Origin of the sequence: Shewanella sp. GD03713, assembly GCF_029843705.1 — a bacterium.
Classification (GTDB): domain Bacteria; phylum Pseudomonadota; class Gammaproteobacteria; order Enterobacterales; family Shewanellaceae; genus Shewanella.
On sequence record NZ_JAOCIW010000001.1, the window covers coordinates 384,853 to 405,072 of the forward strand.

General features: G+C 49.1%; 19 protein-coding genes. 12 read left to right on the plus strand and 7 right to left on the minus strand.

Annotated features, from left to right (window positions below; genetic code table 11):
* The first annotated feature begins 58 nt into the window (after positions 1-58).
* Complete coding sequence (locus tag N5E87_RS01880) at positions 59-472, plus strand: YkgJ family cysteine cluster protein (RefSeq protein ID WP_011621163.1); 414 nt, start codon at positions 59-61, stop codon at positions 470-472.
* On the opposite strand, the gene N5E87_RS01885 is transcribed toward N5E87_RS01880, so the two are convergent.
* Entirely contained in the window at positions 435-1,235 is an 801-nt protein-coding gene (locus N5E87_RS01885; protein ID WP_279766869.1) for a transporter substrate-binding domain-containing protein, read from the minus strand. The genes N5E87_RS01880 and N5E87_RS01885 overlap by 38 nt on opposite strands.
* Before the next feature lie 211 nt (positions 1,236-1,446).
* Here N5E87_RS01885 and N5E87_RS01890 point away from each other — a divergent pair, with 211 nt between their 5' ends.
* Positions 1,447-2,763, plus strand: a complete 1,317-nt coding sequence (locus N5E87_RS01890; protein ID WP_279774955.1) for a hemolysin family protein — start codon at positions 1,447-1,449, stop codon at positions 2,761-2,763.
* A 58-nt stretch (positions 2,764-2,821) separates the two neighbouring features.
* Here the strand turns inward: N5E87_RS01890 and ilvY are convergent, their stop codons facing one another.
* Positions 2,822-3,694, minus strand: a complete 873-nt coding sequence (ilvY, locus tag N5E87_RS01895; protein ID WP_011715584.1) for an HTH-type transcriptional activator IlvY — start codon at positions 3,692-3,694, stop codon at positions 2,822-2,824.
* A 196-nt stretch (positions 3,695-3,890) separates the two neighbouring features.
* Here ilvY and ilvC point away from each other — a divergent pair, with 196 nt between their 5' ends.
* The 9 genes from ilvC (at position 3,891) to N5E87_RS01940 (ending at position 14,842) form a co-directional block, all read left to right on the plus strand.
* A complete protein-coding gene (ilvC, locus tag N5E87_RS01900) occupies positions 3,891-5,369 on the plus strand; it encodes a ketol-acid reductoisomerase (RefSeq protein ID WP_279774956.1) in 1,479 nt (492 codons plus the stop codon).
* Positions 5,370-5,959: 590 nt separating this feature from the next.
* On the plus strand, positions 5,960-7,633 hold the full coding sequence (gene ilvG / locus N5E87_RS01905) for an acetolactate synthase 2 catalytic subunit (RefSeq protein WP_279774957.1): 1,674 nt from the start codon (positions 5,960-5,962) through the stop codon (positions 7,631-7,633).
* Complete coding sequence (gene ilvM / locus N5E87_RS01910) at positions 7,630-7,890, plus strand: acetolactate synthase 2 small subunit (RefSeq protein ID WP_011621169.1); 261 nt, start codon at positions 7,630-7,632, stop codon at positions 7,888-7,890. Before ilvG ends, ilvM begins: the two co-directional genes overlap by 4 nt.
* A 79-nt stretch (positions 7,891-7,969) precedes the next feature.
* Positions 7,970-9,829: a dihydroxy-acid dehydratase gene (gene ilvD, locus N5E87_RS01915; protein ID WP_279774958.1), complete on the plus strand. Its 1,860-nt coding sequence runs from the start codon at positions 7,970-7,972 to the stop codon at positions 9,827-9,829.
* Between the two features lies 1 nt (position 9,830).
* Positions 9,831-11,474: a threonine ammonia-lyase, biosynthetic gene (gene ilvA, locus N5E87_RS01920; protein ID WP_086903195.1), complete on the plus strand. Its 1,644-nt coding sequence runs from the start codon at positions 9,831-9,833 to the stop codon at positions 11,472-11,474.
* Positions 11,475-11,620: 146 nt separating this feature from the next.
* On the plus strand, positions 11,621-12,754 hold the full coding sequence (locus N5E87_RS01925) for an alanine--glyoxylate aminotransferase family protein (RefSeq protein ID WP_086903194.1): 1,134 nt from the start codon (positions 11,621-11,623) through the stop codon (positions 12,752-12,754).
* A gap of 34 nt (positions 12,755-12,788) precedes the next feature.
* Entirely contained in the window at positions 12,789-13,049 is a 261-nt protein-coding gene (locus tag N5E87_RS01930; protein WP_279774959.1) for a hypothetical protein, read from the plus strand.
* A 298-nt stretch (positions 13,050-13,347) separates the two neighbouring features.
* Positions 13,348-14,259, plus strand: coding sequence for a DUF2971 domain-containing protein (locus N5E87_RS01935; protein ID WP_279766875.1), 912 nt, complete (start codon positions 13,348-13,350; stop codon positions 14,257-14,259).
* A 49-nt stretch (positions 14,260-14,308) separates the two neighbouring features.
* Positions 14,309-14,842 carry a hypothetical protein gene (locus N5E87_RS01940; RefSeq protein ID WP_279766876.1) on the plus strand — a complete coding sequence of 178 codons (534 nt, stop codon included), beginning with the start codon at positions 14,309-14,311 and terminating at the stop codon, positions 14,840-14,842.
* Between the two features lie 102 nt (positions 14,843-14,944).
* Here N5E87_RS01940 and N5E87_RS01945 read toward each other — a convergent pair whose 3' ends face one another.
* From N5E87_RS01945 to N5E87_RS01955, 3 genes are all read right to left on the minus strand, one after another.
* Complete coding sequence (locus tag N5E87_RS01945) at positions 14,945-15,718, minus strand: phosphatase PAP2 family protein (RefSeq protein WP_279774960.1); 774 nt, start codon at positions 15,716-15,718, stop codon at positions 14,945-14,947.
* Positions 15,719-15,835: 117 nt separating this feature from the next.
* The gene (gene creD / locus N5E87_RS01950) at positions 15,836-17,308 is read right to left on the minus strand and encodes a cell envelope integrity protein CreD (RefSeq protein ID WP_279774961.1); all 1,473 of its coding nucleotides are present in this window, start codon (positions 17,306-17,308) and stop codon (positions 15,836-15,838) included.
* Positions 17,309-17,470: 162 nt separating this feature from the next.
* Entirely contained in the window at positions 17,471-17,998 is a 528-nt protein-coding gene (locus tag N5E87_RS01955; RefSeq protein WP_279774962.1) for a hypothetical protein, read from the minus strand.
* Between the two features lie 234 nt (positions 17,999-18,232).
* Here N5E87_RS01955 and N5E87_RS01960 point away from each other — a divergent pair, with 234 nt between their 5' ends.
* Complete coding sequence (locus N5E87_RS01960; protein ID WP_279774963.1) at positions 18,233-19,399, plus strand: crosslink repair DNA glycosylase YcaQ family protein; 1,167 nt, start codon at positions 18,233-18,235, stop codon at positions 19,397-19,399.
* Here the strand turns inward: N5E87_RS01960 and N5E87_RS01965 are convergent.
* Positions 19,396-19,761, minus strand: coding sequence for a hypothetical protein (locus tag N5E87_RS01965; RefSeq protein WP_279774965.1), 366 nt, complete (start codon positions 19,759-19,761; stop codon positions 19,396-19,398). The genes N5E87_RS01960 and N5E87_RS01965 overlap by 4 nt on opposite strands.
* Before the next feature lie 53 nt (positions 19,762-19,814).
* Positions 19,815-20,153 (minus strand): hypothetical protein, encoded by a 339-nt coding sequence (locus N5E87_RS01970; RefSeq protein WP_089068657.1) that lies wholly within the window; start codon positions 20,151-20,153, stop codon positions 19,815-19,817.
* Positions 20,154-20,220 lie beyond the last annotated feature (67 nt).

A 20,220-nucleotide genomic window follows, 5' to 3' on the forward strand; every position in this document is an offset into this window, starting at 1 on the left:
TTTCTGCTTTTGGCCTGCTATAATTGCCGCCCTTTAATTTCTAACTCTAGGTTCTGGTGTGTCAAAACGGGGCAAAAATACGGCAAGTGCGGTGTCGATTTTCAATATCGATGATTTGTCCACTTGGCAAAAATATCGCAAAGGCTTATGTGATAGCTGCCATGCGACCTGCTGTACGCTACCCGTTGAAGTCACTGTGAGCGACTTAGTGCGCATGGCCTTAGTGGACGAGTTTGAAGCCGAGGGCGATCTCAAAGCCATCGCCAAACGTCTACAAAAAGCGCGCATCATCGACAACTTCAACCACAAAACCGCCATTTTTACCTTGGCCCGCATGGCGAACGATGATTGCCTGTACCTCGACAGTAAAACCCGTCGCTGCACCATTTATCATCAACGTCCTGAAACTTGCCGTAATCATCCACAAATCGGCCCTAAAGCGAATCACTGCCCTTATCGTCCCCGTGAGTAAGCTTTTGGATATGGAATTGGTATAGGGCTTCGAGTTGATGGCTGTCTCGCATCGCTTGCACCTGCCGATTAAATTCGCGCGCAATCAAGTCTTTATTGGCTGAACGTTTTGAGATCAGCATATAAAAAGGCTCCTGCTGCGTATTGGGTGACACCTTAGAGGTGAGTGTCTTAGGCAGTTCACCCGACTGCGTTAAAGCGAGGCTGCCAGCTAAAATCTCCTTGCGGGCGATGAAGAATTTACATCTGTGTTTCAACAACATTTCAGGGAGATGTTGCAAGGAATTGATTTCGCTGATGGGCGTTTCTTTGCGCCAGCCAAAGTTGTCGTAATTGAAGCCTTTAATGCCGCAAACCGTGCCAAAATCAGCCAACTGATTGATATCATTTATATGAAATTGCGGGTCTAGTTCTGCTTTCAAATAAAAATAACTGGGGGTGAGGTAATAATAAGCAATAGATGGGATATAATCAGTCGCCCTTTGTCGGTTGAGCGATGCGCTCATTGCGGCATCTATGCTGCCATTTTGAACGTCCTTCAAACAGCGTAACCAAGGCAAAGCCTGCACTTCATAATCAATTCCAATGGGTTTAAAGGTGCGTTCTAGCAGGTCGATATCGTAGCCGCTAAGCGTGGAAGTCTTAATGCCATCTTGCCGAATAAAATAATTAAACGGTGGATATTCAGTCTCTTCGACACAAAAGCGTAACCTTAATGGGGAAAGCTCATCTGCGCCATGGGCAGCAGGCGAGAGCAGAATCACGCATAACAAGGCGATTAGCGGATATAATAAACGCATCATACTTTTTAAGCGCAGTGGCGATTTTTTTAAAGTGTAGCAAAGGGCTTAGCGGCAGCAGGGTTCTTTTATCGCCACAGGCTTGTGCCGCTTTACGGGGCCAAATCCAACTAACTCGCGAAAATCACTGCGCGGGTTGGTGCAAGTAAGTCTAGTGTGAAACAAAAGGTGTTACATGAGTCTCTTAGATAACGTGATGATTATATTGTGCTTAATTGGCGCAAGTTGTTTCTTTTCCATGTCAGAAATCGCTTTGGCCGCATCACGCAAAATCCGTTTACGTCAATTAGCCGATGAAGGCGATAGCCGCGCCGAAAAAGTGCTGCAACTCCAAGCCCAGCCCGGTAGCTTTTTTACTGTGGTGCAAATTGGCCTGAATGCCGTCGCCATCATGGGCGGTATTGTGGGTGAATCGGCGTTTCGTCCCTATTTTTACCAGTTTTTAAGTGCGTGGTTGAGCGACCCTTGGTTAGGCCAAGTGAGCTTCTTACTGTCTTTCGTCGTGGTGACCAGCGCCTTTATTCTGGTTGCGGATCTCATGCCCAAACGTATCGCGATGGCGATGCCAGAGCCTGTTGCCTTAGTGGTGGTTGGCCCTATGAGTTTCTGTATCGCGATCCTTCGTCCATTGGTGTGGTTTTTCAATGGCATGGCAAGCGCCATCTTCAAGTTACTGCAAATCCCAACCGTGCGTAACGATGAAATCACCCCAGACGATATTTATGCGGTAATGAACGCGGGGGCAGAAGCGGGCGTGCTCGACAAGGGCGAGCAGCAAATGATCGAAAATGTATTTGAAATGCAAACCGTTTCGGTAACGTCTGCCATGACGGCACGTGAGAGCTTAGTGTATTTCCTGCTGCAAGACAGCGAGGAAGATATCAAACGTAAGATTGCCGAAGATCCCCATACCAAGTTTTTAGTCTGCGATGGCCAATTGGATATGGTCAAAGGGTTTGTTGATGCGAAAGAGCTGCTGATCCGTGTGATTAACGGTGAGAAAATTACCTTAAAAGACAACAGTCTGGTGCATACCTCGCTGATTATTCCCGATACCTTAAGCCTGTCTGAGGCGATGGAATACTTCAAAAACAGCCGCGCCGATTTCGCGGTGGTAATGAACGAATATGCCCTGGTTGTGGGGATTGTCACCACCAACGATCTGCAGCGCGCAGTGATGGGGGCTTGGTCGCTACATGAGAGCGAAGAGCAAATTATTGCCCGTGATGGCAATTCTTGGTTAGTGGATGGGGTGACGCCGATTACCGACGTAATGCGTGCCTTCGATATTGAGGAATTCCCCCATAACCAAAACTACGAAACCATTGCCGGCTTTATGATGTACATGCTGCGTAAGATCCCCAAGCGCACCGACTTTGTTAACTATGCCGGTTACAAGTTTGAAGTGGTGGATATCGACGCCTACAAGGTCGATCAACTGCTGGTAACTCGTATCGATGGCAATGATAAGTTGATGTCGCCAGATACCTAATTTTATCAACATCATAAAAAACGGGACTCAGTCCCGTTTTTTATATTGCTACTAAAATTTAGATCGCTTCTAAAAACGCATTCACTATCGGATCGTCCAAGCGTTTGACCTTGCAACAACAACCCAGCTCAAAGGGGGCAATGTTCACGGGGGAGGCTAATAGCTGGATCCTATCCCGTACCGGACTGTTATTGATCACTACCTCTGGGGTGATACTCACACCACACCCGAGCGCCACCATGGATGCAATCGCTTCTTGCCCCGACACCTGCGCATAGATATTGGGGCTTATTCCCATCTGTTTGAACCAATTATCGGCGCGGCGGCGCCCAGGGCCATGGTCGGGAATGATAAAGGGCACCCGCGACCAGTCGATGGGGGCTTGGCTTATCTGTTGCTGCACCGCGCAGCGCATGGTTGGCGCGATTAAGGACAAAGGCACATCGTCAATCTTGGCGAAATGCAAGGTGGCAGGAAAGGGATCCGGCAGCGCGGCAATGGCAATGTCGGCGCGATTTTGTTGCACTTCGGCCAGTGCATTGGCGGCATCTCCTGTGGTGAGGGCAATCTCAACAAAGGGATGCTCCTGCCGAAAACGTTCCAGCAATTGCGGTAAATGGCTGTAGGCGGCGGTCACTGAGCAATAGAGATTTAAGGTGCCGCGCAGTACATCCTGCTTGAGATCGATACTGTGCCGCAGGTTGCGCCAATGGTGCAGGGTCTGCTCGGCGAACAATTTAAACTCGCGCCCAGCATGGGTTAAGGTCACGCTGCGATTATCCCGTTCGAATAATTTGGCGTTCACTTCTTCTTCGAGCCGTTGCAAGGCGCGACTTAAGGTCGAGGGACTGACGTGCATCTGCTCCGCCGTCTTGGCGAAGTGCAAACTGTCACATAAGTGTAGGTACAATTTGAGGGTGCGTATGTCCATAACCTCGTCCTATTGGCCGCTTATAAAGGGTGTTGTAACCGAAAATGACATTGCATAAAACGCAATGTGAGGTTTCGAATATATCATTTTAAGCAACGATAGCCATAGGTTATAGTGATTTCAATCACAACCAGTCATTAACAAAAAGTTGATATTGGTTGAGTCCCAAATTCCCGACTGAAAGGTGGTATCTCAGATGGCTAACTATTTTAACTCTCTGAATTTACGTCAACAATTAGCGCAGCTTGGCCAATGTCGTTTCATGGACCGTTCTGAATTCAGCGACGGCTGCAATTACATCAAAGATTGGAATATTGTTATTTTAGGTTGTGGTGCTCAGGGTCTTAACCAAGGTCTGAACATGCGTGACTCGGGGCTGAATATTGCTTATGCCCTGCGCCCAGAAGCCATTGCTCAAAAGCGTGCCTCATGGCAAAAAGCCACAGACAATGGCTTCAGAGTCGGTACTTTTGAAGAGCTGATCCCTACAGCGGATTTAGTGCTGAACTTAACGCCCGATAAGCAGCACTCTAACGTTGTTAGTGCCGTGATGCCGCTGATGAAGCAAGGCGCGACTCTGTCTTATTCCCACGGTTTTAACATCGTTGAAGAAGGCATGCAGATCCGCCCCGATATCACAGTTGTGATGGTGGCGCCTAAGTGCCCTGGTACTGAAGTACGTGAAGAATACAAGCGTGGTTTTGGTGTACCGACCTTGATTGCTGTGCACCCAGAAAACGACCCTAATGGCGATGGTTTAGAGATTGCGAAAGCCTATGCGAGTGCTACAGGTGGTGACCGCGCTGGCGTGTTGCAATCTTCCTTTATCGCCGAAGTAAAATCGGATCTGATGGGCGAGCAAACCATTCTGTGTGGTATGTTGCAGACGGGCGCTATCCTAGGTTACGACAAGATGGTGGCCGATGGTGTTGAACCTGGCTATGCCGCTAAGTTAATCCAACAAGGTTGGGAAACCGTGACCGAGGCGCTTAAGCACGGCGGTATCACCAACATGATGGATAGACTTTCTAATCCAGCCAAGATTAAAGCGTTTGAAATTGCAGAAGATTTAAAAGAAATCCTGCAACCCTTATTCGAAAAACATATGGATGACATCATCAGCGGCGAGTTCTCCCGCACTATGATGCAAGACTGGGCCAATGACGACGCTAACCTGCTGCGTTGGCGCGCCGAAACCGCCGAAACGGGCTTCGAAAATGCCCCAGTGTCGAGCGAGCATATCGACGAGCAAACCTATTTCGACAAGGGGATTTTCCTAGTCGCGATGATCAAAGCCGGTGTCGAATTAGCCTTCGATACTATGGTATCGGCGGGTATTGTTGAAGAGTCAGCCTATTACGAATCACTACATGAAACGCCGCTGATCGCTAACACCATCGCCCGTAAACGTCTGTACGAGATGAACGTGGTGATCTCGGATACCGCAGAATACGGTTGTTATCTGTTCAACCATGCTGCCGTGCCTATGCTGCGTGACTATGTAAATGCCATGTCGCCAGAGTATTTAGGTGCGGGTCTGAAGGACAGTTCAAACAACGTCGATAACCTGCAGTTAATCGCCATCAATGATGCGATTCGCCACACCTCAGTTGAGTATATCGGTGCGGAACTTCGTGGTTATATGACTGATATGAAAAGTATTGTTGGAGCTTAATTGATAGAGGCCGAGCCCCTAAGGATGTGGGGCTCGGCGTGACAAATTTATTCCTGCTTCGTAGGTTGTCGAGCGGGCAAAACTGACATGGGTTAGTTGGCGATAAGGTTCACTAACGCGCGTTTGTTAACGTTTCACTTTGTTGTTTTGCATTGTCTCGGCAGGGAAGCTGAATTTTTTTGACATTAGATAATTTTTTATTGTGTTTGGCTGTCGCTTTATGGTAAAGCTAATAACTCGCGGCGGGACAAGGTTCCCAAAGCAAGCATCGCTCAGGCTTAAAAGTGAGGAGCGATAAGAATTTCAGCGATACACATACAGAACACCGATTAGGAACCCATATTGATGTTTAACCAAGCTGCCAAGCTCATTCTCGTGATTATTACCGTAGTGATTATTAAATCACAGCGGGGGCGGCGCATGGCAAACTGGTAGACCTAAAAGGTTAAAAGTTTCGAAAGAACCCCCCGCTCCGAAAGGACCGGGGGGTTCTTCGTTTTCAGGCCCTAGGTTTTGGAAATGAGGTTTCGAAATAGCACAAATTACGAGTCGATTTTCGGCAATTTAGGATCAAGGTAGCGAGAGAGAATATGGAACCAGGGCAGATGATTAGAGGCGCAGACGCAGTCATAAAAGTGTTGGCAGCACATGGTGTTACCACTGTATTTGGTTACCCAGGTGGTGCCATTATGCCAATCTACGATGCCCTCTATGGAAGCCCTGTCGAACATCTCTTAAGCCGCCACGAACAAGGCGCCGCCTTTGCCGCAGTAGGTTACGCTAGAGCCAGTGGTAAAACCGGCGTATGCTTTGCCACCTCTGGCCCTGGCGCCACCAACCTAATCACTTCACTTGCCGATGCGTTATTGGATTCTGTGCCTGTTGTCGCTATCACGGGTCAGGTTTCAACCGCCGTGATTGGCACAGATGCGTTTCAAGAAATCGATGTATTGGGCATGTCCTTAAGCTGCACTAAGCACAGTTTTATGGTGACGGATGTCAACGATCTGATCCCGACCCTGTATCAAGCCTTCGAAATCGCGGCATCGGGTCGCCCCGGCCCAGTGCTGGTGGATATTCCTAAGGACATCCAAATCGCGCAACTGGAATATCGCACTCCCTTGCTGGCGGTAACCAATGAGCCACAGGCGAGCGCCAGTGAGATTGAGGCGGCCCGCGCCCTGTTAGCTGAGGCGAAACAACCTATGCTGTACGTGGGTGGTGGCGTCGGGATGGCGGGCGCGGTCGATCAACTGCGGGAATTTATCAAAGCCACGGGGATGCCATCGGTCGCAACGTTAAAGGGCTTAGGCAGTATTGCCCACGGCACCCCAGGTTATTTAGGCATGTTAGGTATGCATGGCGGAAAGGCGGCCAACCTAGCGGTGCAGGATTGTGATTTATTAGTGGTTGCCGGTGCGCGCTTTGATGACAGGGTCACAGGGCGTTTAGCGACTTTTGCCAACAAGGCTAAAGTCATCCATTTAGATATAGACGCCGCTGAGTTAGGCAAATTGCGCCAGCCCGATGTGGCCATCGCCGGTGATTTACGTCAGATTTTCCCCGCTTTAGCTATGGCGCTGAACATCACGCCTTGGCAAGCAGAGGTTGAACATCTTGCCCGTAAACATCAATGGGATTATCAACATCCCGGCAGCTTAATTTATGCTCCCGCCATGCTGCGCCGCCTTGCTAACAAACTGCCCGAAGACAGCGTAGTGTGCTGCGATGTGGGCCAACATCAAATGTGGGTTGCCCAGCATATGTGGTTCCGTCGCCCTGAAGATCATTTATCCAGCGCTGGTTTAGGCACTATGGGCTTTGGGTTACCCGCCGCTATCGGCGCCCAAGTCGCCCGCCCGGATGCAACCGTGGTCACAGTGTCTGGCGATGGCTCTTTTATGATGAACGTGCAGGAGCTGACCACCATCAAGCGCCGCAAATTACCGGTGAAGATCCTACTAATCGACAACCAAAAACTGGGGATGGTGAAACAGTGGCAACAGCTATTCTTTGAAGAGCGCTACAGCGAAACCGATTTATCTGACAATCCTGATTTTGTGTTATTGGCCTCAGCATTTGATATTCCTGGCCGCACGATTTTCTCTTCCGACGAGGTGGAAGAGGCCTTAACCGAGATGTTAGCGGCTAAGGGACCCTATTTGTTACACGTAGCAATCGACGATGCTTTTAACGTTTGGCCACTGGTGCCCCCCGGCGCATCAAACAGCGATATGATGGACGAAATGGAGAAACAAACATGATCCACTCCCTAGAATTAACGGTTCAACAACGCCCAGAAGTGATAGAACGTGTACTACGTGTGACTCGTCACCGTGGTTTTACTGTCACCCAAATGCAAATGCGGATGAACGACGATGCGAGTCTGTCGCTGGATATGGAAGTGGACAGCGAGCGCGCCATCGAGCTGCTCAGCAATCAACTGAATAAATTGATTGATGTCACTCAATGCAAGGTCTTGTTACCGCTAAACTTGCAACAACAAAAAGTACACGCATAAGCATGCAGTGGCTGCGGTATTAGCACTGCAGCAACGCCCTAAGGGCACGATTTTCGATTTGAGATAAGGGATAGAGTCAATGCCAAAGTTACGTTCAGCAACCAGTACCGAAGGCCGCAATATGGCGGGTGCCCGTGCGCTATGGCGCGCCACAGGGGTGAAAGACAATGATTTTGGTAAGCCGATTATTGCGATTGCCAACTCCTTTACTCAGTTTGTTCCCGGCCATGTGCACTTAAAAGATATGGGCTCTCTGGTGGCGGGCGCCATCGAAGAGGCGGGTGGTATCGCCAAGGAATTCAACACCATCGCTGTGGATGATGGTATCGCCATGGGCCACGGTGGCATGCTCTACAGTCTGCCTTCGCGGGAGCTTATCGCCGATAGCGTCGAGTATATGGTCAATGCCCACTGCGCCGATGCGCTGGTCTGTATCTCTAACTGCGACAAAATCACCCCCGGCATGTTGATGGCGGCGCTGCGCCTCAATATCCCCGTGGTGTTTGTGTCGGGTGGGCCGATGGAAGCGGGTAAAACCAAACTGTCGGACAAGCTTATCAAGCTTGATTTAGTCGATGCCATGGTGGCTGCGGCTGACTCGAGTGTGAGCGATGAAGATAGCGCTAAAATCGAACGTAGTGCTTGCCCAACATGTGGTTCCTGTTCGGGCATGTTTACCGCTAACTCGATGAACTGTTTAACCGAAGCTTTAGGTCTGTCGTTGCCGGGCAACGGCTCCATGCTCGCGACCCACGCCGACCGCCGCGAACTGTTTTTAGAAGCGGGCCGCCGCGTAATGGCGCTAACCAAACGTTACTACGAACAAGATGATGCCTCGGCACTGCCGCGCAACATCGCCAGCTTTAAAGCCTTTGAGAACGCCATGGCACTGGATATCGCCATGGGCGGTTCGTCCAATACTGTGTTGCACTTATTGGCTGCGGCGCAGGAGGCGGACGTGGCATTCACTATGGACGATATCGACCGTATGTCGCGCCAAGTGCCGCATCTGTGTAAGGTGGCGCCGTCGACCGCTAAATACCATATGGAAGATGTGCACCGCGCCGGTGGTGTGATGGGTATCTTAGGCGAACTCGACCGTGCCGGACTGCTGCATACCGATGTGCCACACGTTGCCGCCGATGCGGGGGGCAACCTCAAGTCGGTGCTCGCCAAGTTCGATGTGATGCAAACCCAAGATGACAACGTAAAACAATTCTTTATGGCGGGACCTGCGGGCATTCCTACCACTAAAGCCTTTAGCCAAGACTGCCGCTGGCCATCGCTGGACGATGACAGGCGTGAAGGTTGTATCCGTAGCCGCGAATTTGCCTTCAGCCAAGAGGGCGGTCTGGCCGTGTTATCGGGCAATCTGGCCGACAATGGCTGTATCGTTAAAACTGCGGGTGTGGATGAATCTAACCTGACCTTTATCGGCAGCGCTCGGGTGTACGAAAGCCAAGATGACGCAGTCGCTGGTATCTTAGGTGGCGAAGTGGTTGCGGGTGATGTGGTGGTGATTCGTTACGAAGGGCCAAAAGGCGGCCCTGGCATGCAAGAAATGTTGTACCCCACCAGTTACTTAAAATCCCGCGGTTTAGGCAAGGCCTGCGCGCTAATCACCGATGGCCGCTTCTCTGGTGGAACTTCCGGTTTATCTATCGGCCATGTGTCGCCAGAGGCGGCGGCGGGCGGCACTATTGCCTTGATTGAAAACGGCGATCGCATTGAAATCGATATTCCTAAGCGCAGTATCAAGCTTGCGGTGAGTGATGCCGAGTTAGCGGCGCGCCGTGAAACCATGCTCGCCCGTGGGCCAATGGCGTGGAAACCGCTTTCACGTCAGCGTTATGTGTCGATGGCGCTCAAAGCCTACGCCATGCTTGCCACCAGTGCCGATAAGGGCGCGGTGCGCGATCGCAGTAAGTTGGAGGACTGATATGTTATCTCTCGCATCGTCACAAACGGAGCAGGCTGAGGCGCAGGCCTCTCAGTCGAAGCCGGGCACTTCTGCCTTAGAAAAGAGTCAGCTTGCGCAAAGCTACCTGCAAAAAATCCTGCTGTCGTCGGTTTATGACGTTGCGAAAGTGACGCCACTCTCGAGCCTGAATAAACTCTCGGCGCGTTTGGGCTGCCAAGTATTTTTAAAGCGTGAGGATATGCAGCCAGTGCATTCCTTCAAGCTGCGCGGCGCCTATAACCGCATCGCCCAGTTAAGCCAAGCCGAATGTCAACGCGGCGTGGTGTGCGCCTCGGCGGGCAACCATGCCCAAGGCGTGGCCATGTCGGCGGCCAGTCGTGGTGTGGATGCGGTGATTGTTATGCCCGAAACTACGCCGGATATTAAAGTCGATGCGGTGCGTCGTTTGGGTGGTAACGTAGTGTTGCACGGCCAAGCCTTCGATCAGGCCAATGGCTTTGCGATGGAGATGGCCGAGCAGGAGGGGCGGGTGTATATCGCCCCTTTCGATGACGAAGCCGTTATCGCAGGCCAAGGCACTATCGCCCAAGAAATGCTGCAACAGCAGCGCGACCTTGAAGTGGTATTTGTACCCGTGGGCGGCGGCGGATTAATTGCCGGGATTGCCACCTATTACAAGGCGGTGATGCCACAGGTCAAAATTGTTGGAGTGGAGCCTGAAGATGCGGCCTGCTTAAAAGCGGCGATGGAGGCGGGCGAGCCTGTCACACTTGCGCAAGTCGGCTTGTTTGCCGATGGGGTCGCGGTTAAACGTATCGGCACTGAGCCATTTCGCTTAGCTAAGTGGTTTGTGGATGAAGTGGTGACGGTAACGTCCGACGAAATTTGCGCCGCCGTTAAAGATATTTTTGAGGATACCCGCGCTATTGCCGAACCTGCGGGTGCCTTATCCCTTGCTGGGCTTAAAAAATATGTCAGCACCAATGCCGCAGGCGAGAGTGGTAAGGGTGAAAAAGTCGCGGCAATCTTAAGTGGCGCGAATGTGAACTTCCATAGCCTACGTTATGTGTCGGAGCGCTGCGAACTCGGTGAGCAAAAAGAAGCTGTGCTGGCGGTTAAAGTGCCCGAGCGTCCCGGCAGCTTCCTGCGTTTTTGTGAGTTGCTCGAAAAGCGGGTGATGACCGAATTTAACTATCGCTTTAGTAGCCGCGATATGGCGGTGGTGTTTGCGGGTATTCGCCTGACCAAAGGACATGGTGAATTAGAGCAGATCATCAATACCTTAGAAGATAATGGCTTCGAGGTGCAGGACTTATCCGGTGACGAAACCGCGAAATTGCATGTGCGTTATATGGTCGGTGGTCATCCGCCAGAGCCGTTAGAGGAGCGCCTATTTAGCTTCGAGTTTCCCGAGCATCCAGGAGCGCTGCTGAAGTTTTTAACTACCTTGCAGAGCAAGTGGAATATCAGTTTATTCCATTATCGTAATCACGGCGCGGCCTTTGGGCGAGTGCTGGCGGGGTTTGAAGTCCCCGAGGGCGATGCCTTGCCGTTTCAGCAGTTTTTAACTGAGCTGGGATTTGTCTATCAAGAAGAAACGCAAAGCCCTGCATATCAGCTGTTTTTGAATGCTGGAAAAGGAAAAAAGAGCCTGCCTTTGTAATCACTTAGCTTTAGGTTACAACTTAGGCTAAAGGAGGGGCGCACAGGCGCCCCTTTTTGTGGTAGTTTGGTTTAACAAGTTAAGAGTGAATGCTCTAGTCACACAATAATCAATCAGACCTCGATCCTACGCATTAAGGAGACATGATGTTACCTGCACCGCATTTTTCTGCCTTTAATCCGCCTCGCCGCATTTTGATGGGGCCAGGTCCATCAGATGTTTATCCTGAAGTATTAGCCGCACAGGCAAGGCCGACCGTTGGTCACCTAGATCCATTATTTGTCGGTATGATGGATGAGCTTAAGAGCCTGATCCAATATGCGTTTCAAACCAAAAATGAAATGACGATGGCAGTGTCGGCTCCCGGTAGTGCAGGCATGGAAACCTGTTTTGTAAACTTAGTCGAACCCGGCGAAAAGGTGATTGTGTGCCGCAATGGTGTATTTGGTGAGCGTATGCGCCAAAACGTCGAGCGCGTCGGTGCGATTGCGGTGCTGGTGGATAACGAATGGGGCACGCCAGTCGATCCTGCTGCCGTTGAAGCGGCGCTTAAAGCCAACCCCGATGCTAAATTCCTCGCCTTTGTGCATGCCGAAACCTCAACAGGCGCATTGAGTGATGCTAAAACCCTGTGCGCGCTGGCAAAACAATACGGCTGTTTATCGATTGTCGATGCGGTCACTTCCCTCGGCGGCGTGGAATTAAGAGTCGATGAATGGGGAATCGATGCTATTTATTCTGGCAGTCAGAAATGTCTCTCCTGCGTACCGGGCTTATCGCCTGTGTCTTTCTCGCCCAATGCGGTGGAAAAGCTTAAAAACCGTAAAACGCCAGTGCAGAGCTGGTTCCTCGATCAAAGTCTGGTGATGGCCTATTGGACGAGCGCTGGTGGCAAGCGCAGTTATCACCATACCGCGCCCGTTAATGCACTTTATGCCCTGCACGAATCGCTGCGTTTATTGGCCGAAGAAGGTTTAGAAAATGCGTGGAAACGTCATCAAGACATGCATTTAGTGCTGCGCGCCGGCCTTGAAAAACTCGGCCTGAAATTTGTGGTCGCCGAAGCTTCGCGCTTGCCACAACTTAATGCCATTTATATCCCTGAAGGCGTTGACGATGCCGCCGTGCGTGCGCGTCTTCTCAAGGATTACAACCTTGAAATCGGTGCCGGCCTTGGTGCTCTAGCGGGTAAAGCTTGGCGCATCGGTTTAATGGGCTTTGGTGCCCGTCGTGAGAATGTCGCGCTCTGTTTGCGCGCCCTAGAAGAGGTGCTGAACTAATATGTCAGTTTCGCGTATAAGGATGTTACGCAGTGTGAGTGTGCGTTTAGTGAGCTCACGTTTATTGATTGGCGGTTTGATTCTGATCTTAAGTGGTTGTGCCTCCAGCAATATGAGCAATACCAGTTGTGATTTTGTGCGAGGTACAGCAGGCAATCAGAGTCAACGCGAGGCCAGCGGTGATGATAGCAATGCCCGGCAGATGGATGTGGGCATTGGGATTTTAACCGCCATCTTCGGCAGTATTAGCCGAGCACTTTCTTCCGATGATAAATCGGATGAGAAGTGTGTTTAATCGGCAAAGTTGTATTTTACTTTGGGTGGTATTGATTAAGCACAGTCATTTCAGTGACACGCCGTGAATATGTCCCTATAGGCTCGACGGCGGCATCCATGCCGCCAACGGTCACTTCCATGACCGTGCTTAATCCAGTTAAACCCTTGGTATACCATGTAGTCCTTTGTGAAAACGTTAACAATTCTTAGGGCTCGTGTTGTTGGTAAGTTTTTGATTAAATTGAATATAATGTGTTTTTAATATTTAATATCCATCATTTCAAATGCATAAATAGATTTTGTTTTTACGGGGATATATGAAGAAAATATACAAATATATGCCTTATCGGCGAGAATTTTTTTCTAGTTTTTGTCTCCGAGCAAGTCAGCGAGGTGTTCTAAATGATCCATTTGAGCTAAGTCCTGCACAAGACTTAATTGATAAGGTACTTCGTGATGGATTAGGGGCCGACTTCTTTGAACAAGCTGAACAGTTTTCATCAGATGCTAACTTTAACGAAGTTGGTGTAATTTCATTTACTGAAAACTACAATAACTTACTAATGTGGTCACATTATGCTAATGAGCATAAAGGGATTGTTATTGAGTTTGATTATGAAAAGTTAGGATATTATTTTAACTACAAGCTATCAATGTCAGACACTATTGAACGTGTACTATATAACAGAGAGCGTTTTTCACCCTTGCAGAAAGGTGTTTGTGTAAAAGATTTATTACTTACCAAAAGTGATGACTGGATTTATGAGAAAGAGCACCGTATTTTACCTAAATTACGAGATGCAGACTTTGTTCGGGTAGATAGAATCTTGTTCGAGCAGCTGCATGATTTTTATGATGATCTATATATTAGATTATTTAGAGTTATTTCAGAAGATGACAACTTTATAACATTTCAGGTTAATCCAGATGAGTATGAACGTTTTGACAACCAAGAGTATGATGGAAACTCAACTGATGATAATGAAGAGATGAAGTTTAGTCCCAGTGAAACAATTCTTAATGAAATATATGGTTCATTAGCGGTAATGCCTTCCTCTGTCTTTTTATTTCAATTGCCTGTTGATTGCATCTCTGCTGTGTTCCTAGGTTGTAGGACTTCGCCGACTGACATTGCGGAAATTAAAGACTTGGTGAAAAATAAAAATATTCCCACATTTCAAGCAGAGTTAAGCAAAACGCACTTTTCTTTGAGCTTCAATGAAGTTTAATTTCACATCAAGCGATTGGGAATTTCCTTAGTTACATTGATGGTGCTGAGTGAGTAATTTAATCTTATTTCTTGTTTTTATCTTATCTATTCCTGTCGTGATTATTGGCGCATTTGTCTTCGAGGATATTGGTGGTCAGCTGTTAATCTCTTGGTTTTCATTGGTGCTTGGGCTGATTGGGATTGGCGGGATATTAAGATTTAGGCAAGAGCAGCTGTTAGCTTATGAGTTGGTTGAAGGGACGGTTATTTCGCTGCAAGAGAATCATCGATATAGCGACGAGCCTGAGCACTTTAGGGATCAACAAGTGTTTATTAATCCGGTGATTGAATATTTTTGGCGAGGGCAGCGCTATATCTGCGGCGCGCTGATGAATTATAACGAGCATGCCTACAACCGCTTTGGGCCGAAAATAGGTGATAAGGTGAGCTTATCTGTGCCTATTCAACAACCAGAAGCTGCTATCGAACACAAGTTCCTCGCAAGATACAGTCATTTGATTATTGGTGTGATGGCGCTTTCAATATCTGTCGTCTTGGCTGTATTGCTGTTAACGGAGGTCGTGGCATTTACGTATGGCTGAAGTGATTGGTCGCTTAGACGTTTCCTGATAAAAACGGCATCGACATAAGTTGCAGATGCCGCCTGTCACACTGAGTTAGCCCTTTGGCTGGCTTTATGCTTCTTACCCGTTGGGTTGCTCTTTACTTCTTGGCCTTAACTTTTCCACTAAAAATACACTTAAGCTGCTGATAATAGCGGCGAGTACGGTGGAGAAGAGCACATCCTGCGGCCAGTGCATGCCGAGTAACATGCGGCTGAGGCCCATCAATAACCCCCAAGTAAATAACGCGTTGGCAAATAGTGGCAAACCCGCGAGTAGCAAGTAATAGCTGGCGGTGAGCACTAGGGTGACCGCAAAAATTGTGTGACCAGAGGGAAAGGAATAGCCGATTTCATCCTCCCAATGTTGGTGAATGTTAGGCGCGAGTTTGACCTCTGGCTCCATAGTATGTAGCTCGGTTAGCGCCTCGGCGATGGCCTGTGAACGCTCAGGTTTGGCTAATTGATAAAAAGTGTGTGGGTTAAGTTGTGCTTCCTCTGGTAGCCCTTGGTCGGAGAGATACACTAGGTTTGGCCTTGGCTCTTTAAACAAGGCTTTAAGGGTATGACTGGTGCTCAGGCTGATGACTTGGCTGAGGCTGATGGCTAAAAACAGGCTCATAAACAGTGCTTTGGGCATATAGCGATAGGCGAGTGCCAGTACCGCTAACACGGTCGCCACTCCATAGGGCGCCGTGCCTGTGGTGGTGAGCCAATATAAGGCTTTGGCTAAGGGCGATTGCAGGTCGATCAGCGGAAATAATTGATTTTGAGTGAGTAACAGTAAGCTTGGAATGGTTGCCAACAGTAACCAGACAAGGGTTAAACGACGTAGAAGATAGGCTGGATGAGTCAAAATATTCGCCTCCGAGTAAACCACATAGGCTACATGCCACGTTTGGGCTTGCCAATAAAAAAATCCCGACAGCAAAAAGTGCGCTGTCGGGGGTCTTCAAGGGTGGAGCGGTAGGTGCTATTGCACCGTGTTCTTGGGTTGATGGCGGGTCACGAACATCAAAATCAGTAACACTACGAGTAACAAGCCAGTGCCCATCAGCAGGGCGTAATCTTCTAGTTGCAGTATCGAGTACAGCACCGCATACAAGCTCACCAGCATAGTGCCGACAATTGCGCCACGCTTAATGCTGGCGGTGGCACTGCCCACATAGGCGGATACCGACAACACTGGAATACAGGCGGCGATCAAATAGGCTTGCAGGAAGGCAAGGTGCTCCGAGAGTGACAGTAGTAATAGGTAAAACAGGGCCATGGCGCTGCCAACCAGCATGTATTGCACTGTGCTTAGGCTGGTCTTTTGCCCCAGCTCGAAAATAAATAACATGATAAAAGTCAGTACGATAAACAGCATGCCGTATTTGACTGAGCGCTCAATCTTGCCGTAGTGGGTCACAGGTTCAAACAGCATGGCATTGGCGACGACTTCTGTGAGTGTCGACTGGTTACTTTTAATAAATTCTTGCGGATAGTTACGGGTTAAGTGACTGATATTCCAGCTGGCAGTAAATCCATTGGCGGTGATTTCGCGCTCTGCCGGGAGTAAGCCTTTAAAACTTGGGTGCGGCCAGTCGGCATGGATATTCAGCAGGGTTTGTTCGCCTAATGGCAGGGCGCTAATCGACTGTGAGCCGCGCAGCGTCATGGCAAAGTTCACGCTAAAATCACTCGCTTCGCCGACTTGGATCCCTTGGTTAAAACCTTTCTCTAGACCGCCAGTCGTCAAGCCTGTGCCCGACATCAGCGAGCCTGAGAGTAGGACTGAATCGCCTGTTACCTGAATTTTTTCTACTTTATCAATTGCTTGATTCGATGACACCCCAAAGACTAAACGGGCATTTTGATTATCGAAGGCGATAAGGTTTGGAATATCGTAACGGTTTAAGCGAAATTCAGCCTGCCCATTAAGTGCAGCGTTATATACCAGAGATTGGTAAATGCCGCGGGTGCGAAAATCATGCTTTAAATCTAAATCGAGGCTGAGTTTTTTCGGCAGGATCACCAGCTCGTCCTGATAGGTGCGCTTTACTTCGTGGCGAGTTTTGCCGTCGTTACTGACTTCTTCCTGCATCACAAAATAGCTGTAGGGGATCACCAGCGCTGGGCCTGAGAGAGTTTGTTGCTCGCCCCATGAGCGGCCGATTTCATCGACCACACTGTGGTACAGGGCTTCGCGATCGGACGTCATGTCCATGATGATCCCAAGTGGTAGCAAGGCCACAATCGACAGTATGCCAATAGTTAAGGCTTTTAATAGCGTGGTGTTTTTCAATGCCGCTCCCTTTGCTGTGGCATGCTGTTCCTGTGCTGACATATCTGTTCCTTGATCACGATTGAGTTTTTTAAGGAGTGCGCGCGCAACTAAATAGATGGCGCCGCCAAATAGCGCCAAACTCAGTAACGTGAGCACCCAGAAAATAATGTTAAACATGGATTTCATTCCCTATGAAATACGCGCGAGTCGCCACGGTATTCTGTGGTGCTAACTCGATATCACGGTGGGTATTAAAACAGATTTGCCCGCAGGAATTGCGGGCAAGTTGCTGATCAATAGTGGCAAAATTATGGCAATCGCCCAGATTCGAGCTAAATCCTAGGTCGCGGCTCGGGGCTTTTGGCCAAACTTGGGGTGTTTTGCCTCAAAATCATCTTCCTTACGGATATGTTTGAGTAAGGTCTCAAGACATTCCTTAAAGATGTTGGTTTCTTCCGAATAGACGGCGGCATGGTGTGAAAACCATTGGTGTTTTTCACGCTCACGATTATTGGCGTCAGGCCAAATACGTAGCTCATACTCATCGCCAATCACGACAATCGCATAGTCGATGGCACCATTGGTAAAAGTAATGCATTGGGGTAGATATACGGGCTGCTCACCTTTGAATAGCTCGTACCAAATGGCTTCGTTACGCCAAGAGACTATGGGCAAAGGTGCTTTGATGGAGCAGCCAATCGATTGATGCTGGTTAAACAGGACGGCCTTAATATCCTCTATGGCAAAGGGCTGTAAATCGCCATTTTTGTCAGCGAGTGAGTACAGCATATTCATCAAAAATGGCAGCTTAGTGCCATTGCCAGTTTTGCGACCGCAGAGTTTAGCTTCGCGGTAATAGATATTCATTCATCAATCCTTAATGAGGGACTAACCTTGGAGAGTGCATCGCTCGCCTCGAGGTAAAGCGATAGCCCTTAGCTAGGAAATGCCTTATGTTAACCGAAGTTGTCGGCAAGCTGGCAAATTGGCGCCAAGTTTGCGAAATATACGACAAAAGTGAGACAGCTATCCCTTTGATATTTAGCCGATAAGGGTATCCATTTGAGATAGCTATTCGCTTTTAGTACCTTTGGAGAGTGCATGTCGAACCCTTTTTCACCCCGCGAGTGGTTACAGCTGAATATGCAGCAGCAAGGTTTACTGCAACCTCACTCGTCGGTGAGCGAGCTGATTAGCCGCCTTGGTTATGTGCAGATCGACTCTATCAATGTGGTCGAGCGGGCGCATCACCATGTGCTGCATAGCCGGATGCCGCAGTATCAACCGCAGATGCTAGATACGGCGTTAGCACAGGGGGAGATTTTTGAATATTGGTCCCATGCGGCGGCCTATTTGCCGATTGCCGACTACCGTTTTAGTTTGCAGCGTAAACAGCTGCTACAAAATGGCGGAAAACATTGGTTTGAGCCAGACGATAAGGTGATGCAGGAAGTGCGCGCCCGCATTCGCGCTGAAGGGCCACTTAAAGCCAGTGACTTTGAACATACCGAAGGTAAAAACGGCGCCTGGTGGGACTGGAAACCCGCCAAAAAAGCGCTAGAGCAGTTGTTTATGCGCGGTGAGCTAATGGTGGTGCGGCGGGAAAAATTTCAAAAATGTTATGATCTTACCGAGCGTGTGCTGCCAGAGCATATCAATACCCAAGCGCCGAGTGAGGCCGAATTTGCCCACCATTTGATTGAGCGTTACCTCGATGCCCATGCCTTTGGCTCGGCGGCGCAAATCGCGTATCTGCGCAAAGGCATAAAAGCTAATGTGAATGAGCAATTAGCCGCAATGCAGTCCCAAGGTGAATTAGCGAGCTTTAAGGCCGAAGGGCAATGGTATTTTTATCGCCCCGAGCTGCAAATAACCGCTGCGATGCCCAACCGAGTCTGGTTACTCAATCCCTTCGATAATCTATTAATTCAGCGGCAACGATTAAAGCAATGGTTTGATTTTGATTATCAAATTGAAGTCTATGTGCCCGCCGAAAAACGCCAATATGGCTATTACTCCCTCGCGATTTTATGGTGCGACCGCTTCGTTGGTCGAGTAGATGTGAAAGCTGAGCGGCAAAGCGGTTTATTGTTATTACAGCAGCTAACCCTAGAAGCTGGATTCGATGGCATGGATGATGACTTTTGTGCGGCATTTGAGGCTGCAGTCACTGAGTATGCGCGCTTTAATGGCTGTAGCCGCTGGAAATTGGTGAAGGCTAACCATAAGGCATTTAAACAAAAATACGCACGGCAGCAGAAGATCTAATCGGGATCTTTATCGTTATCTGGGCGCTTGTCTTTAGTTGGTACATCCATCCAGCGAAAGCACAGGTACAGCAGTGCTAAAAAGAGTAGTGGCAGGGCGGCATAGCCTAAGGATAATGAACTGTTTTCACTGCGCGCGAGCCAATAGCAGGGAATGTACACTAAGGGATAAGCCAGGGGTCCCCACAAAAAGCTTTTATTCATCAGCCGATAAAACCAATGCACTTTAATCGTGGTTTGGCTTGCAAGCCCCATCAGGCTTGCGAGAACCACAAAGGGATAACTGAGCAGTGGCAGACCGCCAAGGAGTAACAATCCCCAAAGGAGATAGTCCTGATAGAAAGTGGTGCTTGCGGTATCCATTGTCTTCTTCCCTGACGATTCGAACTCGAGCGCTTAAGTCTTGGCGCCCACAACTATTTTCGCTCGGTAAGCCCTTGCTGCATCTTAAGCCAAAAGCCTTGTTGGCACAGATTACTAAAGGACTTTTGCTGCGGCGAAATCGCGATATCGGCCGTCACGAGGCGATAGCTGAGCCAATAATCGGCACAAACCGCGTCTGACTCATCAGCCTGTGTATCTTGCTCGCTTAACAGGCTGACCACAACCCCGTTGTCGAAGTGATACAAGGTCAAGGATTCGCAAATTTCAGCATTATCGTCCCGATAACTGTGCTGCTCTTGGGTGTGGCTCACCACTGAAACCGGGCTAGGATAACCTTGAATGGCGAGAATGTAGCTGGCGAGTTGTTGCATTATTTCCCTAAGTGACTCAATGCTTGAAGTGTTAAAAACAAAAAAGCACAGCTGCGCTATCGCTAAC

What these genes read in the sequence shown, in the direction of transcription:
- ilvY (WP_011715584.1), bottom strand. Translation starts at nt 3,694, where the DNA reads ATGGACATACGCACCCTCAAATTGTACCTACACTTATGTGACAGTTTG.
- N5E87_RS01890 (WP_279774955.1), top strand. Translation starts at nt 1,447, where the DNA reads ATGAGTCTCTTAGATAACGTGATGATTATATTGTGCTTAATTGGCGCA.
- N5E87_RS01925 (WP_086903194.1), top strand. Translation starts at nt 11,621, where the DNA reads ATGTTACCTGCACCGCATTTTTCTGCCTTTAATCCGCCTCGCCGCATT.
- N5E87_RS01960 (WP_279774963.1), top strand. Translation starts at nt 18,233, where the DNA reads ATGTCGAACCCTTTTTCACCCCGCGAGTGGTTACAGCTGAATATGCAG.
- ilvD (WP_279774958.1), top strand. Translation starts at nt 7,970, where the DNA reads ATGCCAAAGTTACGTTCAGCAACCAGTACCGAAGGCCGCAATATGGCG.
- ilvC (WP_279774956.1), top strand. Translation starts at nt 3,891, where the DNA reads ATGGCTAACTATTTTAACTCTCTGAATTTACGTCAACAATTAGCGCAG.
- ilvA (WP_086903195.1), top strand. Translation starts at nt 9,831, where the DNA reads ATGTTATCTCTCGCATCGTCACAAACGGAGCAGGCTGAGGCGCAGGCC.
- creD (WP_279774961.1), bottom strand. Translation starts at nt 17,308, where the DNA reads ATGTTTAACATTATTTTCTGGGTGCTCACGTTACTGAGTTTGGCGCTA.
- N5E87_RS01970 (WP_089068657.1), bottom strand. Translation starts at nt 20,153, where the DNA reads ATGCAACAACTCGCCAGCTACATTCTCGCCATTCAAGGTTATCCTAGC.
- N5E87_RS01955 (WP_279774962.1), bottom strand. Translation starts at nt 17,998, where the DNA reads ATGAATATCTATTACCGCGAAGCTAAACTCTGCGGTCGCAAAACTGGC.
- ilvM (WP_011621169.1), top strand. Translation starts at nt 7,630, where the DNA reads ATGATCCACTCCCTAGAATTAACGGTTCAACAACGCCCAGAAGTGATA.
- N5E87_RS01965 (WP_279774965.1), bottom strand. Translation starts at nt 19,761, where the DNA reads ATGGATACCGCAAGCACCACTTTCTATCAGGACTATCTCCTTTGGGGA.
- ilvG (WP_279774957.1), top strand. Translation starts at nt 5,960, where the DNA reads ATGGAACCAGGGCAGATGATTAGAGGCGCAGACGCAGTCATAAAAGTG.
- N5E87_RS01935 (WP_279766875.1), top strand. Translation starts at nt 13,348, where the DNA reads ATGAAGAAAATATACAAATATATGCCTTATCGGCGAGAATTTTTTTCT.